General features: G+C 72.8%; 10 protein-coding genes. 3 read left to right on the top strand and 7 right to left on the bottom strand.

Annotated elements, in window-relative coordinates:
* Positions 1–104: 104 nt before the first annotated feature.
* Positions 105–629: a hypothetical protein gene (locus rosag_RS01965; protein WP_284348329.1), complete on the top strand. Its 525-nt coding sequence runs from the start codon at positions 105–107 to the stop codon at positions 627–629.
* A 245-nt stretch (positions 630–874) separates the two neighbouring features.
* On the opposite strand, the gene rosag_RS01960 is transcribed toward rosag_RS01965, so the two are convergent.
* From rosag_RS01960 to rosag_RS01950, 3 genes are read right to left on the bottom strand one after another with little or no spacing between them, the layout of a single operon-like run.
* Positions 875–2,470 carry an N-acyl-D-amino-acid deacylase family protein gene (locus tag rosag_RS01960; protein WP_284348327.1) on the bottom strand — a complete coding sequence of 532 codons (1,596 nt, stop codon included), beginning with the start codon at positions 2,468–2,470 and terminating at the stop codon, positions 875–877.
* An 8-nt stretch (positions 2,471–2,478) separates the two neighbouring features.
* Positions 2,479–3,813, bottom strand: coding sequence for a M14 family metallopeptidase (locus rosag_RS01955; protein WP_284348326.1), 1,335 nt, complete (start codon positions 3,811–3,813; stop codon positions 2,479–2,481).
* Complete coding sequence (locus rosag_RS01950) at positions 3,810–6,014, bottom strand: penicillin acylase family protein (RefSeq protein WP_284348325.1); 2,205 nt, start codon at positions 6,012–6,014, stop codon at positions 3,810–3,812. Before rosag_RS01950 ends, rosag_RS01955 begins: the two co-directional genes overlap by 4 nt.
* Before the next feature lie 318 nt (positions 6,015–6,332).
* Between rosag_RS01950 and rosag_RS01945 the strand changes: the two genes are divergently transcribed.
* Positions 6,333–9,461 (top strand): SusC/RagA family TonB-linked outer membrane protein, encoded by a 3,129-nt coding sequence (locus rosag_RS01945; protein WP_284348324.1) that lies wholly within the window; start codon positions 6,333–6,335, stop codon positions 9,459–9,461.
* Positions 9,461–10,858 carry a RagB/SusD family nutrient uptake outer membrane protein gene (locus rosag_RS01940; protein ID WP_284348323.1) on the top strand — a complete coding sequence of 466 codons (1,398 nt, stop codon included), beginning with the start codon at positions 9,461–9,463 and terminating at the stop codon, positions 10,856–10,858. The genes rosag_RS01945 and rosag_RS01940 overlap by 1 nt, the downstream gene beginning before the upstream one ends.
* Before the next feature lie 64 nt (positions 10,859–10,922).
* Here the strand turns inward: rosag_RS01940 and rosag_RS01935 are convergent, their stop codons facing one another.
* From rosag_RS01935 to rosag_RS01920, 4 genes are all read right to left on the bottom strand, one after another.
* Positions 10,923–12,023, bottom strand: coding sequence for a hypothetical protein (locus tag rosag_RS01935; protein WP_284348322.1), 1,101 nt, complete (start codon positions 12,021–12,023; stop codon positions 10,923–10,925).
* Between the two features lie 131 nt (positions 12,024–12,154).
* Entirely contained in the window at positions 12,155–13,894 is a 1,740-nt protein-coding gene (locus rosag_RS01930; protein WP_284348321.1) for a family 43 glycosylhydrolase, read from the bottom strand.
* A gap of 259 nt (positions 13,895–14,153) precedes the next feature.
* Positions 14,154–15,482, bottom strand: a complete 1,329-nt coding sequence (locus rosag_RS01925) for a hypothetical protein (protein ID WP_284348320.1) — start codon at positions 15,480–15,482, stop codon at positions 14,154–14,156.
* A gap of 84 nt (positions 15,483–15,566) precedes the next feature.
* On the bottom strand, positions 15,567–16,529 hold the full coding sequence (locus rosag_RS01920; protein ID WP_284348319.1) for a DPP IV N-terminal domain-containing protein: 963 nt from the start codon (positions 16,527–16,529) through the stop codon (positions 15,567–15,569).
* Positions 16,530–16,591: the final 62 nt, after the last annotated feature.

Raw genomic sequence — 16,591 nt, 5'->3', positions numbered from 1 at the left:
TGGAGCCCCTCGCACCGTCGGTCGAAGGTACGGGTGGGGCTCTCGTCCGGCAAACCGCACGGCCGCGTCCGGCCGTCCCCTCGCGTCACGCTCCAGGAGGCTCCATGCGCGCTCCGATCCTCACGCCCGCCCTGCTCGCGACCGCCCTCGCGGCCTGCGCCGGCCCCGCACCCGTCGAGGTCCCCGAGGCGACGCGGCTCGCGCCGACCGACCGCATCGCCGCGTCGGCCGTGCCGCGTCCGATGAGCGGCACGTGCGAGACGACGTTCGTCCCGCCGCCGTTCCCGCTGCCGGCCTCCTTCCGCCAGGTGGACGAGGGCACGTGCCAGCTCGCGCACCTGGGCCGCGCGACCCTGTACTCGGACAAGACGATCACCTTCGCCACCGGCACGCAGGTCACGCACCTGCTGCGGCTCACGGCGGCCAACGGCGACGAGGTGCACGCCACCGGCGAGGGGCGGAACGCGCCCGCCGGCCCGGGGCAGATCGCCTTCACGGCGACGATGACGATCGTCGGCGGGACGGGCCGCTTCGCCGACGCGACCGGCGAGCTGCGGATCGCCGGCACCGCGACGCTCGCGACGCGGAGCTCGACGTTCCGGATCGTGGAGGGGTGGATCGACTACTGAGCGCCGGGTGCTGCGTGGCCGGCCCCTTCGCGCCGGACCCCATCTGCATCTGGCGGGGTGCGGATGCTCCGGATCGGGACGGATGCTGCGGATTTCTCCGCGTGGCGGTGACGCCCCATGCACCGAGCGGAGCGATCCGCAGCATCCGAGTCATCCGAAGCATCCGCATCCTCTCCACAGGCCAAACGGCCCTGGCGCGTCGTCGCGTGCCAGGGCCGTTCGCACGGTGCGCTGCACGCAGCCGCCTAGCGCTTCAGGACCACCCCACCCCGCGCGTCCGTCGCCTTCCCGTCGTCCACCGCGACCGCGCCGTTGACGATCACGTACGCCATCCCCTCGGCCAGCTGGTGCGGCTGCGTGTACGTCGCGGCGTCGCGCACCTTCGCGAGGTCGAACACCACGACGTCCGCGTAGGCGCCCGGGCGCAGCAGCCCGCGGTCGTGCATGCGGAACACCGCCGCGGGCAGGCTCGTCATGCTGCGGATCGCCTGCTCCAGCCCCACCGTGCGCTCGTCGCGCGCGTACTTGCCCAGCTTGCGCGGGAAGGTCCCGTAGGCGCGCGGATGCGGGACGCCCTGCCCCATCGGCACCAGGTCGCCGTCCGACGCCGTCATCGTCCACGGCTGCCGCATCAGCGTCGCGATGTCCGTCGAGTCCATGTTGAACGACGTGATCCCGGCGCTCCCCTTCGCGATCAGCGCCATCGCCAGGTCCACCGGGTCCTGCTTGCGCTCGTCCGCCACCTGGCGGAGCGTCTTCCCCTCGACGGTCGGGTCGGGCGTGTAGCGCTGGAACTGCATCCGCTCCGCGCCGCCGCGGCGCGCGAGGTTCTCCACCATGCCCGCGCGCAGCCGCACGCGCGCCACCGGATCCGCGATGCGCGCGCGCAGCGAGTCGCCGCCGCCCACCTCGGCCCACCGCGGCACCAGCGAGGCCGAGAGGCTCGTGCCCGACGCCTCGTACGGATACTGGTCGGCGAACACCTCCACGCCCTGCGCGCGCGCGCCCTCGATGTGCTCGACCAGCGTGCGCGACTTCCCCCACACGTTGGGGCCGAGCGCCTTGATGTGCGTGACGATGCCCGGCAGCCCGCCCTCGCGCGCGACGCGGATCACCTCGTCCACCGCGGCCACGACGCCGATCGTGTAGTCCGACTCGTCGCGGATGTGGCTCGTGTAGACGCCGCCGCCCGCGCCCGCGACCTTCGCCAGCTCCACCAGCTCCTCGGTGGGGGCGAAGCTGCCCGGCGCGTAGAACGGTCCGCTCGACAGCCCGAACGCGCCCGCCGCCATCCCCGCGCGCACGATGCCGCGCATGCGCTCCAGCTCCGCGTCGGTCGCCTTGCGGTCCTGGGACCCGAGCACCGCACCGCGCACGGAGCCGTGCGGCACCATGAGGCCGACGTTGACGCCCGGCTTCGCGGCGACGAGGCGCGCGCGCTGCTGCACGAGGTCCGTCGGACCGCCGCCGTCGGGGTTCACGACGACCGTCGTGATCCCCTGCGCGAGCAGCGGCGTGCCCGCGCTCAGCGCGGGGTTGGCGAGCCCGGGCCCCGCGTGCGAGTGCGTGTCGATGAAGCCCGGCGCGACGTAGCGGCCGGCGGCGTCGATCGTGCGCGTCGCACGCGCCGCCGACAGGTCGCCGATGGCCGCGATGCGGTCGCCGCGGATCGCGACGTCGGCGCGGATCCACGGGTTGCCCGCACCGTCCAGCAGGCGGCCGTTGCGGATGACCAGGTCGTAGCGGTCGGATGCCCCACTCGCCGCACCGTTCTGCGCGGCGGCGGGCGTGGCGAGGACCGCCGTCACCAGGACGGCGGCGAGGCGGCGAGCGAGGGTCACGGCGGGCGTCACGAGGGATCGGGAGAGAGGGACGGCGGCACCGGCACCGCCTCGCTGGTGGCCTCGCGGCCGCGGCGCAGCGTGAAGGTCGCGGGCGCGCCGATGCGCAGCCGGCGCGCGCCGCCGCGCGAATCGTCGAGCATCGCGGGCGACGGGTGCAGGAAGAGCCCCGCGCCCTCCACCGTGTCCATCGCGACGACGAGCGACAGGTCGCCCACCTCGCGCACGCGCGGGCGCGTGCGGGTCAGCGGCTCGTCGTAGTTGAGCGCGAGGTCCGCGCGCATGGGCGGCGCGCCGGGGAGCACCACCATCGCACCGCGCACCAGCACGTCCACCGCGGTGCGCGCGTTCATCGGCAGCCGGTCGTAGATGAGGGGATCCGCGGCGCGATACCGCCCGCTCCCGATCGCGTCGAGGGCCGAGAGGATGGCGACGACGTTGATCGCGCGCAGGCGCTGCTTCTCGGGGTCGTTCGGCAGCGCGCCGCTCTCGATCAGCACCGTGCTCGTGCCCCAGCGCTGCATCAGGTCCCCGAACGCGCGCGGGTTGAAGTCGTCCTCGTACTTCGCGACGCGCCCCGGGATCTCCCCCTCGACCACCGTCACGAGGCCGCTCGCCACCAGCCGCGCGGCGCCGCGCGCGCCGGTGTAGCCGCGGCTCTCGTCGGCCGCGGGCGCCAGCAGCGCGATGCCCACCTGCCGCCCGCTGCGCCCGGTGAGGATGCGCGCGCCCTGGTCGTGCAGGTTGAAGCCGAACTGCGGGCGGACGGAGTCGCGCAGTGCCTTCAGCGTGCGCGCCTCGGGCGTCGCCAGCCGCGCGGCGTCGCGGTTCACGTCCACGCCCAGCGCGTTCTCGCGCTGGAACACCTCGGCGCCGTCGGGATTGAGCATCGGCACCATCACGATCGTCAGCTCGCGCGCCAGCCGCGCGCGCAGCGCCGCGTCGACGTCCGACGCGTCGCCGAGCCACGCCATGAGGTCCGCGAGCGACATCGTCGCGGTGGACTCGTCGCCGTGCATCTGCGACCAGAGCAGCACGCGCGTCGGCCCGCTGCCGTAGGTGACCGCGCGGATCGGCCGCCCCTGGATCGAGCGCCCGATCTCGGTGACGCGGAACGCCGGCGCGCGCACGATCGGGTCGAGCGCCGCCCACAGCTGCGCGTGCGTGAAGCGCCGCGACGCCAGCGCCGCCACGCGGAACCGCTCGGCCACCCGCTTCCCGACGGTGACCGCGCTCTCGGTCGACCCGGCCGCCGGCACGGGCGCAGCCGCCGCGCCGCTCGTCGTGCCGCGCGCGCAGCCCGCGAGCAGGAGCGCCACCGTCGCGACGCGTGCGCGCCTCACGGCTCCGCCCCCGGCACGTAGCGCCGCACCGTCTGCGCGTCCACGTCGGCCGGCGTGAAGGCCACGCGCTTCATCTCGCCGCGCGCGAACATCGCCGCCTGGTCGCCGTAGAGCGGCGACTCCGGCCGCGCGCTCTGGCCGTACGCCAGCACCGAGAACGCGCGCGGGATCTCGCGCCCGAACTCCACCGCCAGCACCCAGCCGTCGCCGCCGATCACCGAGCGCTTGCCATCGGGATCGGTGCGGAAGTTCAGCACGCGGAAGCAGCCCAGCGCGCCGCCGCAGCCGCCCACCGGCACGTCGGTCCTGCCCATGCGCACGCGGTGCACGTCGCCCCACGCCACCGCCGCGTCGCCGTGGCGGCGCGCGGTCTCGGTCACCGCCCACGTGAACGCCTGCGCGGCGCGCGCCGGGTCCTTCAGCCCGCGCGGCGTCGTCGCCGGCTCGGCCACGGTCCACGCCTTCGCGAACATCGAGTCCGCGTTCTGCCCCTCGGTGTAGCGGCGCCACCAGGTCTCGAACAGCACCGCGCCGCGGCTCGTGGGGCCGGCCGTGTTGTCCCAGCGCGCCAGCACGTCCGCCGCCTGCGCCGTCGCCGCGTCGGGCGACGCCGCGCGCACCGCCGCCAGCAGGTCCGCCTTCACGCGGTCCGCGAGCAGCATCCGGTACGAGTGCTTGAGCGCGATCGCGTCCTCGAGGCTGAGCTTCTGCTTCGTGTCCACCAGCGCGAGGCTCAGCTGGCTGCGCAGCCGCAGCGACGGCTCGGGGAAGTTGGCCGGATACTTCGACCGGTCGAGGATCCGGTGGAGGTTGGTGTGGTACGGCGCGTCGTTCTCGTTGCGCACGTAGCCGCCCGGCGGATTGAGGAGCTGCGGCAGCGAGTCGAACGGCACGTAGCGCGTCCACACGTCGCTCGTGCGGTGCGCGGGCACGGACGCCGTGTCGCCGCCGCTCGGGTGCGGCAGCGACGGGATCGACGCGTTCCAGACGTAGAGGATGTTCCCCGCGCGGTCCGCGTAGGTGAAGCTCGAGTTGATGCGGGCGCGCGTGCGCATCGCCTGCTTCCACTCCGCCAGCGACGACGCGCGCATCATCTGCAGGAACTGCTCGCCCGCCCGCCACTCGCCCTCGGCCGCCGCGCGCAGGATGTGGATCTTGCCGCCGTCGCGGTGGATGACGGGGCCCAGCGGCGTGCGCCAGAACTCGCGCGTCTCGGTCGAGACGCCGTCGCCGTTCTTGAAGGCGACGGTCACCAGCTCGCGCTGCAGCGGCAGCGACGCACCGTCCAGCAGGTAGTGGTCCGGCTTCGCCGGGTCGACGTCGAGCGCGTAGATCTCGTCGAGGTCGGGCGCGTTGTTCGTCGTCGACCAGCCGAGGTCCTTGTTGAAGCCCCCGATGACGCCGAACGGCCCGCCGATGCGGAAGTCCCCGTAGAAGTCGAGGACCGCCGGAACCGAGACGTGGGCCTCATAGTAGCCCGCGGTCCACGCGAGGTGCGGGTTGCGCACGAGGATCGCGCGGCCGGACTTGGTGCGCGACGGCGCGAAGGCCCACGCGTTGGAGCCCTCCTCGATGCGGTCGACGCCCGGCGTGGGCTCCCCTTCCTCGGACGGATCGTTCGCCGCCGTCGCGGCGTTGCGACCACCGGCCCGCGCCTCCGCCGGCGCCACGCGCGCCAGGAAGCGGCGCGCCTGGTTGGCCGAGGCGAGGTTCACGTCGCGCGTGGCGACGTCGTAGCCCGTGAAGCGCGGCGCGAAGCCCGCCGGGAACTCCTGCGGATGCAGCGCGACGTAGCGGTTGACGCCCTCGGCGAAGCCCTCGTAGACGTCGCGCGTGGCCTGGTCCAGCTGCGCGTAGCGCTCGACGGCGACGGCCCGCGCGCGCTGCGCGAGGAAGTCGCCGGCCATCGAGTCGCGGCCGAACCAGCGTCCCATCTCGCCGCGCGCGCGCAGCAGGCCGAGGGCGACGCCGGCGCCGTGGTCCTCGAGCTGGACCCACGCTAGCCCGTACGCCGCGCCCTTGAGGTGCGGCGCGCGGATGTGCGGCACGCCGTGCGCGGTGCGGCGCACCTCCACCTGGCGCGCGAACTCGGGCACCGGGCCCGCCGCGGTGGGCGTCTGGGCGCGCGCGGCCACCAGCGGGGCGACGAGCAGCAGGGGCGCGGCGCGGACGGCCGCACGGGCGGGAAGGCGGAGAGACACGGCGGGGGCGCGGGAGGCGGGACGGCTGGTGACGAATGGCCACCGGCTGGTGGTCTCTCTACGCGTCATGTCCCCCGTGCGCTGCGGCTGGTCCCATCCAACGTCCGCGTGGCGCCTCGCGTTTCACCGAGTAGCTTTGCCGCACCGCCGCCCAGACGGCGTCCCGCCTCCGCCCGCCGTCCCGTGCGCGCCCGCGCACGGCCGCTCGTGCCCGACGTCCCGCCTTCACCCCCCGCCGCCCGTCGGCGACCGGGGGCCCACGCCGAGGAGACGCATGTGATGCCTGGCCCGTCCCACTCCCCTCATCGCCGCGAGCCGATGACCATCCTGCGCCATCCCGCGCGCGCGTTCACGCGCGCCGCCGGCGGCCTGCTGCTCGTCGCCGGCGTCGCCGGCACGGCGGCGGCGCAGGCGCCACAGCAGGCGACCATCACCGGCCGCGTCACCGACGCGGTGAGCGGCCAGCCGATCGTGGCGGCGCAGCTCAACGTCGTCGGCTCCAACCTCGGCACGCAGACCAACGCGGCCGGCCAGTACACGATCCGCGGCGTCCGCCCCGGCCCCGCCGAGGTGCGCGTCCTGCGCGTCGGATTCGCCGAGCAGAAGTCGTCGGTGACGCTGACGGCCGGCCAGACGGCGACGCTCGACTTCCAGATGCGCACCGTCGCCACGACGCTCACGCCCGTCGTCACCACCGCGACCGGCGAGCAGCGCCGCGTGGAGGTGGGCAACGCGATCGCGCAGGTGAACGCCGCCGAGGTGGTGAGCACGCGCGCGGTCGGCAACGTCGGCGACCTGCTGACGGCGCGCGCCGCCGGCGTGCAGGTGCTCCCCGGCACGCAGACCGGCGCCGGCACGCGCGTCCGCATCCGCGGCACCAGCTCGCTGTCGCTGTCGAACAACCCGATCTACGTCATCGACGGCGTGCGCATGGAGAGCTCCACGGGCTCCTCGACGCTGAGCGTGGGCGGCACGACGCCGAGCCGCGTGGGCGACCTCAATCCCGAGGAGATCGCCAACATCGAGATCGTGAAGGGGCCGTCGGCGGCGACGCTCTACGGCACCGACGCCGCCAACGGCGTCATCGTGATCACGACCAAGCGCGGCACCGCCGGCCGTCCGCAGTGGACGTACTACACCGAGCAGGCGGCGATCCGGGACAACAACCAGTACCCGACCGCCTACCGCGGCTGGCGCACCGGCACGTCGGCGACCACCAACTCGACGGCGGCGAACTCGGTGCAGTGCTTCCTGACGCAGGTCACGTCGAACGCCTGCAAGCAGGACAGCGTGACCGCGTACAACCTGCACGACGACAAGGAAGCGACGCCCTACGGCACCGGCTACCGCCAGCAGCACGGCCTGCAGCTCGGCGGCGGCTCGGACGTCATGCGCTACTTCCTGCACGGCGAGTGGGAGGACGAGGACGGCGTCACGCAGGTGCCGGAGTTCGAGCGCCGCTACATGGCGTCGCACAACCGGTCGCTGCTCCCCGAGCAGGAGAGCCCGAACCGGCTGACGCGCGTCACGACGCGCGCGAACCTGAACCTGAACCTGCCGCGCAACGCCGACATCGCGGTCAGCGCCGGCTACACGACGCAGGACCTGCGGCTCCCGATGAGCGACGACTCGGGCGTCAGCGGCATCGCCGCCAACGTGTACGGCGGCCCCGGCTTCAAGTACAACCTCTCGCCCGCCGGCGACACGCTGTACGGCTGGCGCCAGTTCACGCCGCGCGACATCTACCAGGCCGTCAGCAACCAGGCGATCGAGCGCCTCATCGGCTCCACGGCCGCCAACTGGCGCCCGCAGGAGTGGCTGGCGCTGCGCGGCAACGTGGGTCTCGACTACACGAACCGCCGCGACACGCAGCTCTGCCGGTTCGCCAACTGCCCCGACGTGGGCACGGACCGCCTGGGCTACAAGCGCGACAACCGCGCCAACTTCTTCATCTACACGGTGGACGCCGCCGGCACGGCGACGCGCCAGCTGACGTCGGCCATCGCGTCGAAGACGAGCGTCGGCTTCCAGTTCTACCGCAACATGTTCAACCGCAACGGCGCCAGCGCGACGCAGCTGCCGCCGGGTGCCACCACCGTCACCGCCGGCGCGATCCCCTCGGCCGACGAGACGACGACCGAGAGCCGCACCCTCGGCGGCTACGTCGAGCAGAACCTCGCGCTCAACGACCGCCTGTTCCTCACGGCCGCCGTGCGCTCGGACCGCAACAGCGCGTTCGGCGCGGACTTCAAGACGGTGTTCTACCCGAAGTTCTCGGCCTCGTGGGTGCTGAGCGAGGAGCCGTTCTTCCCGAGCATGGGCTGGCTGAACCAGCTGCGCCTCCGCTCGGCCTACGGCGCGTCCGGCGTGCAGCCGGGCACCATCGACGCCGTGCAGTACTTCTCGACCACGGCGGCGCGCATCCTCCCGACGGCGACGGCGGGTGAGGCGGCGGTCGAGTCGCCGGGCCTCGTCTACTCGACGCTCGGCAATCGCAACCTCAAGCCCGAGCGCTCGGCGGAGCTGGAGCTCGGCTTCGACGGCACGTACTGGAACAGCCGCATCACGACCGAGCTGACGTACTACAACAAGACGTCGTCGGACGCGCTGTTCAGCCGCATCCTGCCGCCGTCGGCTGGCACCGGCGCCACGGCGCGCCTGGAGAACCTCGGCAAGGTGCGCAACTCGGGCTGGGAGGCGCTGATCAACGCGCAGCTCCTGCAGCGCCGCGCGCTCGGCTGGGACGTGACGTTCAACGGCTCGATGAACAGCAACGAGCTGGTGAGCCTCGGCGGGCTGCCGAACATCGTGTCGAGCAGCACGCTGCAGCAGCGCGAGGGCTACCCGCTCAACGGCTGGTGGACGCGCCGCCTGACGGGCTACAACGACGCGAACGGCAACGGCATCGTCGAGCTGAGCGAGATCACCGTCAGCGACACGGCGGAGTTCCTCGGCTACTCGCAGCCGCGCCGCGAGATCGCCGTCACCAACGGCTTCGACTTCTGGAACCGCCGCCTGCGCCTGGCTGCGATGGTGGACTACAAGGGCGGCCACAAGCAGTACAACAACACGGAGCGCATCCGCTGCGCGAGCCGCCTGAACTGCGCGGGCCTCATCGACCCGAACGCGTCGCCGTTCGAGCAGGCGCGCACGGTCGCGGTGCGCGAGCACTCCAGCCGCACGGTCGGCGGCTACATCGAGGACGCGGACTTCATCCGCTGGCGCGAGCTGGCGCTGAGCTTCAACGCGCCCGAGACGTTCGCGCGCCGCGTGAAGACGCGCACCGTGACCGCCACGCTGGCCGCCCGCAACCTCGGCGTGCTCTGGACCAAGTACAGCGGCGTCGACCCCGAGGCCACCGGCACCGCGACCGGCGACGCGCCCTCGGAGTTCCAGGCCTTCGCGCCGACGACGTACTACACCTTCCGCATCAGCCTCGGCTTCTGATGACTCCTCGCCACAACGCACCCGCCCCGATCTGGCGCCGCGCCGCCTCGGTGGCGTCGCTCGTCGCGGCGGCCGCGGCGCTCCCGCTCACCGGCTGCACGTCCACCAGCGACGCGCTCTCGGTCACCGATCCGGACATCATCAACCCCGTCGACGTGCAGTCGCAGGCGGGCGCCAACGCCGTCCGCCTGGGCGCGCTCGCGCGCCTGAACGCCGCCACCAGCGGCGGCAGCTCGGCCTCCGAGGGCCTGTTCCTGCTCAGCGGCCTGTTCGCCGACGAGTGGGAGAACGGCGACTCGTTCATCGCGCGCCAGGAGGTCGACCAGCGCGTGATCACGCCGCAGAACAACTTCCTCACGGACGTCAGCCGCCTGCTGCACCGCGCGCGCCTGTCGGCCGAGCAGGCGACGATCCTCCTCAAGCAGTACAACCCCGGCGGCCCCGCGGCCGAGCTGGCGGAGATGTACTTCGTCGAGGCGTACGTCGAGAACGCGGTCGGTGAGCACTACTGCAACGGCCTGGTGTTCAGCACCGTCACCGACGCGGGCGAGCAGTTCGGCACGCCCACGACGACGACGGCGGCGTTCGAGCGCGCGCTGGCGCACGCGGACTCGGGGCTGGCGCTCATCACCGGCTCGTCGGCGCTGGACGTGCGGGCGCGCAGCGCGCTGCGCGTGCTGAAGGGCCGCATCCTCCTCAACCTCAACCGGCCGGCGGACGCGGCGACGGCCGTCAACGGCGTCGCGACGACGTTCCGGTACGAGATGCTGCACTCGGCGACGACCAACTCGAACGCGATCTGGTCGTACAACAACCTCAATCGCCGCTACAGCGTCGGGAACAGCGAGGGGACGAACGGCCTGAACTTCGCCACGGCCGCCGACCCGCGCCTGCCGACGTGCCAGGGCGGCGACGCGACGTGCCGCACCAACGGCGTCACGCAGACGCGCCGCGACGACGGCGGCCCGCTGCGCTTCGACGTGCAGCTGCTGTGGAACGCGCGCGAGTCGTCGGTCGCCATCGTCACCGGCACCGAGGCGCGCCTGATCGAGGCCGAGGCGCAGCTGCGCGCGGGCAACGCCGCCGCGTCGCTGGCGACGCTGAACGCGATCCGTCCCGCCGGGCTGCAGCCGCTGACCGACGCGGGCACGGAGGCCGCGCGTGTCAACCAGCTGTTCCGCGAGCGCGCCTTCGCGCTGTTCGGCACGGGGCACCGCGTCGGCGACCTGCGCCGCCTGATCCGCCAGTACAACCGCCCCGCGAACTCGGTCTTCCCGACGGGCACGTGGAACAAGGGCGGCACGTACGGCGGCGACGTGAACTTCCCGGTGCCGCAGGCCGAGGAGAACAACCCGAACGTGACGCAGGGCAACACCTGCATCGACCGGAACGCGTAGGCAAGCGTTCCATCGCACGACGAGAACGGCCCGGTCACCGCATGGTGGCCGGGCCGTTCTTCGCTCACTGCAGCTTGTTGAACAGGCGCGCCTGGCGCTGGAACTTCGCGTCCAGGTCCTGCCTGGTGCCGTAGTTCATCCCCATGCCCTTCAGCTTCCGCGCCGACGGCTGCCAGTCGGACGCGGTCGCGAGCGGGACGAGCTGCTGCGTCGTGGGCGTCGCGCCGACGGGGATGGGCAGCTGCGCCGTCGTGGGCGTGGGCCTGGCCGGGCTCCACGCGCGCTGTGTCGGCGCCGTCACGTTCGGGTACGGAATCGGCACCGGTTGCGGTGGCGACGGCGGCGGCTCGAACGCGATGACCTGCAGCTTCGGCTTGTCCCAATCCACGCCGAAGTTGCCGAGGATCGGAAGTGTCGAGACGAAGCCGCGCCCGAGGCGCTGCTGGTGGTCGGTCTGGAAGTCGACGAACACGATGCTCCCGTCGCGCTTGATCGCGTTCGACCAGTGTCCCCAGCTCGTCGCGGCGACCCTGGCGCCACCGCGGGTCATCCCGCCGGTCGTCGAGATCACGAACACCGTCTCGTCGGGGCGGCCGCGCATCCAGTCGAGCGCCGCCTCCAGCTCCAGGCGCTGGGAGTCGGAGCCGCGCACGACGCAGGTGTAGCCGGGGAGGTTCGCGCTCACGAACGCGATGATCTTCTGCTCCTGCTCCTCGCGCATGCCCAGCGCCTTGTAGCCGTCCTCCTTGCCGTGGAGCTTGGCCACCTTCTTCGTCGTGAACTTCACGTAGCCGACCGCCAGGTTCACGCACCCCGCGCACGAGCAGAGCGCGCAGTTCTGGTCGCCCGCCGAGCGCTCGAGCAGGTCGAGGTCGATGGTGTCGCCCCTGACGGCGGCGCGGTTCACGTGCTTGTGCGGCTTGGCGGGCTTGGTGAGCGTGGCCGGCCGCCCGGGATTCATGGGCAGCGCCGGCATCGGCCCGCGGGCGAGCGCGGCGTCCAGCGCCGCGGCGCGCAGCTCGAGCGACGGACGCACCTGGGCCGCCCCGAGGACCGCGACCATCGCCTGCAGCTCCTGGTCCTGCTCGAGCAATCGGCAGAACCCACACTGGTTGACGGGCGTGCCGAGACCGGGACAGTCGGCGCTCTCGAATGGGCAGGCCATGGTCGATTCCGGACGAGGGAAGTCGGACCGTGCGCGGGCGGTGCGCCACGATACGCCGTCCGGGTCCGACCGGCCATCGGGTCGACCGCCTAAACTGTTGGCCTGCCGGACTCTACGACGCGCACGACCGCTCAGCCCTTCACCACCACCCTGCCCTTCGTCACGCCGCCCTCGTTGAACGCGTCGACCGTGAAGTGGTACGTCACGCCGAGGTTGAGCGTGTTCATCGTCAACGCGTCGACGTCGCCCACCTGGAACTCGCCGTACAGCTTGTCCGGCGCGACGCCCCAGCGCACCACGTAGCCGCGCGCGCCCGGCGAGCGCCGCCAGCGGATGGTCGCGCCGCGCGCGTCGACCGAGTCGCGCTGCACCGTCACGCCGCCCACGACGGCCGGCCGCGCCACCGGCGCCGTGCCGAACACGCGCAGGTCGCGCACCGAGAAGGTGCCGCGCGCCGCCGCGTGGCCGTTCGTGAGGCGCACGTGGCGCACCTCCACCGGCGCGTCGAGCTGCACGTAGTCGTGCGGCACGTCGGTCGTGTTGCGCCGCTTGTCGACCAGCGGGCGCCACGTGCGGCCGTCCAGCGAGCCCTCCAGCAGGTACTGGTGGTACAGCGTGCTGTCGCGGCCCCGCACCCGCGCGCCCTGCTCGGCGAAGTTCACCTGGACGGCGAACACGCGCGACGGGCGGCCGAGGTCCACGCGCAGCCACTCGCCCGCGTCGGCGGTGCGCGCGCTCCACCAGGTGCGGATGTCCTCGTCGAACGCGAGCGCGGGCGCGCGGCCGTCCAGCGACGACGACGCGGTCGCCGTCTTGCCGCCCGAGAGCAGCATCCAGCCGGCGCGGTTGTCGTCGAGCGGCGCGCGCGCGACCCCGGGCAGCAGCTGCGGCAGGTCGCCGAGGTAGGTGTTGGTGCGCAGCACGCCGTCGCGGTCCCACCCGGCCGGGAAGATGCCGAGCCGGCGCTCGAACTTGTGCGCGACCGAGATGATCATCGTCGTCACGCGCCACCAGCTGCCGTCCTTCGCGCGGAACATCCCCGAGTGCCCCGCGCCGCCGATGAAGCCACCGGGCCGGTACGAGAAGGGGCTGTACGGCTGGTAGGTGAAGCCGCTGGTGGGGGACTTGGACGTGTAGACGCCGTCGCCGTACGTCTTCCACACCGTGCCGGGCGCCGCGTACTGCAGGTAGTACGTGCCGTCGTGCTTCGTCATCCACGACCCTTCCACGTACGGCCCGATGCGGAAGCCCTCCGCCATCACCGCGCCCAGGTGGTCGGGGCCGGAGCGCTCCCACCCGTGCCGGAGGTAGTCGGCGGCGAACAGCACGTGCGGGCCGCCCCTCACGCGGAAGCCGTCGGCGGGGTCCAGCTCCACCACGGTGATCGAGCCGTTGAGCCCCGAGCCGTGGTACAGGTACACCCGCCCGTCGTCGTCCACGAAGAGCGCGGGATCGGCGTAGCTGTCGAGGTCCGCGACCTTCTCCCACTTGCCGCCCTTGGGATCGTCGCTCGCGTACAGCGCCTTCATCTTGTGCGCCGTGTAGTACATGCGCGTCCCGATCACCATCACGGCGGGCGCGTAGTCCTCGGGCGTGAAGCCCTGAGGGACCACGAGCGTCCACGTCTTCAGGTCGGGCGAGTGCCAGTAGCCGCCGGAGCGCGACGCGAACAGGTAGTAGTCGTCGCCGTGCAGCACGATCAGCGGGTCCGCCGCCGTGCGGTGCACGGCCAGCGACTCGATCACGAACCGGTAGTCGAGGTTCAGCGGGTTCGTGAACGTCGAATTCGGCGGAACGGGCGCCTGCGCGCCGAGCGACGCGACGACCGCGGCGAGACCCACCGCGGCGAGGAGGAGAGGACGGGAGCGCATGGGCGAATCGTAATGCGCCGCCTGTCCAACCGCGCTGCCCCACGACTGCGGTTCACTGTGCCTTTGGGGAGGATACGGATGCTCCGGATGCAGCGGACGCTCCGGATCGCTCCGCGTGGAGCACGACACCGCGCCGCCGCGAGGAGCGATCCGAATGATCCGCCCATTCCGGAGCATCCGTACCCTCTCCAGAGGCCGAACAGGTCCGGCGCAGCGCACCCGAACGGCCCGCTGCGGCGGTCGCCTTCGCCGCATCTCCCTAGAAGGTCACGCTCGACGTCGGCGAGCAGGTGGTGGTGCCCGCGACGCACACGCGGTACGCGAACGTCCCCGTCAGCTTCCCCAGCACGTCGGTGTGCGCGCCGTCGTTGGGCGTCGTCAGCACGACTACCCCGTTGCGCTGGACGTCCACGCTCGCGCCCTCGGCCCCGCTCCACGTGAGGTCCACGCGCGCGCTCCCCTTCACCTTGTAGCCGCGCGTCGCGAGCGTGATCGCGCTGGGCGGCGGGGGCGGTGCGTCGCCGAGCTGCAGCCCCCAGTGCGCGGCGAGATACTGCTCCAGCACCACCGCGGTCGCGTCGCCGAAGCGGTCGCGGTTCGTGGCGTTGTCGCGCACGCCGGTGTAGTTGGCCTCGATCTGCACGCCGCAGATCATCCCGCCCGTCACGCCGCCGAGCGGCGTCGCCTCGGCGCCGCAGGTGTGGCGGCGCGTGTTGTCGCCGCCGCTGAAGTACGTGTCGCCGTTGGGACTCGGGTCGCTGCTGCTGGGGATCGACGGGAAGCCGTTGCCCGCGTACAGCGTGCCTAGGCTCATCGGGCCGCGCAGCAGCGCGGAGAACGACGGCGCCGCGGTCTCGGAGATCGTGCGCACGCTGGCCGTGTCCTCGTACGCCGCGTTGGCGTCGAGCGACGCGTCCGAGAGGTCGAGCTGCGCGCCCGTCAGCAGGTAGCCGATCTCCAGCCGCTGCACGCTGTGCCCGTGCCCGTGCATGTCCATGTACCAGCCGCGCCCCGTCGCCTCCAGCACCGCCGCCTTCGCGGCGTCGATGAAGTCGTGCCACTCGGCCAGCGCGATCTGCGCCTCGGGGTCGCCGCACGCCGCCTCGGGCTCCAGGCGGTTGGCGTCGAGCTTCAGCCGCGCGAGGTGCATCAGCACGACGTGCGGACGCCGCCCGAAGCGCGCGAGGTAGCGCGCCTGCATCGCGCGCGCGAGCTCGCGCGTGTTCAGGTCCGTCGTCGTCGTCGCGGAGCCGCCGCACCGGCTGGCGCTGCGGTCGGGGATCTCGGACGGGGTGAGGTTGCCGCCGTGCGGCGCGGTGAGGATGATCGGCGCGTCGCCCGCGACGTACTCCACGTAGTCGTTGCGCCCGAAGTACGACTGCCCGGCGACGTACGGCCCGGCGGGGATCGCCAGCGCCTGCGGGCGCGCCGCGACCTCGCGTGCGCTGGGCGCGCTCGGCGCGCTCGGCGCGCTCGGCGGCGTGGGCGCGTCGGCGCAGCCGGTCAGCAGCGCCGCGCCGGCCAGCAGCAGCACTGCCGGCCGGCGCACGAGGGACCGCGGGAAGCCATCGGCGGGCATCATCGTCATGTCGTCTCCGGGAAGGGGGCGAACGGCGCGACGAACTTCCCGCCCGTGCCCGCGGTCCGCAACCACCCCGGGACCGGCCGCGTGTCAGCGCGCCGTCGGCATCCCGTCGTCGCCCGGGGCCGTGGTCAGGCGGGTCAGGTCACTGCCGTCGGGGGCGATCGAGAAGATCTCCGCGCTCCCACCGGTCCCGGGGCGGAGCGACATGAAGAGGATCCGCTGCCCGTTCGTCGACCACGACGGCGCACGGCTGCACCACGCGCTCGCCGGATCGGCGGGTGCCTTCGGCGTCAGGTTCACCTGCCCGCTGCCGTCGGCCTCCATGAGGAACACCGAGCAGTAGCCCTCGCGCAGGCTCATGAACGCGAGCTGCTTCCCGTTCGGGGACCACGCCGCCATCTGGTCGAGCGCCGGGTGCGTGGTGAGCTGCGTCAGCGCGCCCGTGCGCAGATCGAGCGTCCAGACGTCCATGTCGCGCCGCAGCACGAGGGTCTTCCCGTTCGGGGACCACTCGGGGTACTGGTCGACGCCCGCGTACGTCGTCACGCGCGTGAGCTCGCGCGTGCGCAGGTCCAGCACGTAGAGCTCGAAGTTGCCGTCGCGGTTCGACTGGAAGGCGATCTGCTGGCCGTTCGGCGACCAGCGCGGCCACCCCTCGGTGGCCGTCGTGTTGGTGAGATTCTCGAGCGCGCCGGTGCGCAGGTCGAGCAGCCAGATGTCGGCGTTCCCGCTGCGCGTCGAGGTGAACACGATCGACTGCCCGTTCGGCGACAGGTCCGGCTCGACGTCCGACGCGGGATGGACGGTGACGCGCGTCTGGTCGCTCCCGTCCGGATCCATCAGGTAGATCTCGGCGTTGCCGTCGCGGTTGCTGTAGAAGGCGATGCTCTGCGGCGGGCCCGCCCCCTCGCCCCCACGCGCGAACAGCGGAGCGCCGGGGCTCGGCGCACGGGCACGGGTCGGCGGATCCGTGCAGCCGGCCGCGATGGCGACCGCGCAGGCGAGGACGGCGGAGCATCGAGCCGAGGGCACGTTGATGGCGCCACGCATCGAGACCTCCGTGCTGGAGTCGGTCGATCACTTGCGGGGCGCATCTGATACGCGACGCCAGC

This window comes from Roseisolibacter agri (assembly GCF_030159095.1).
Taxonomy (GTDB): Bacteria; Gemmatimonadota; Gemmatimonadetes; order Gemmatimonadales; family Gemmatimonadaceae; genus Roseisolibacter; species Roseisolibacter agri.
This window is presented reverse-complemented; position numbering and strand designations above follow the sequence as displayed.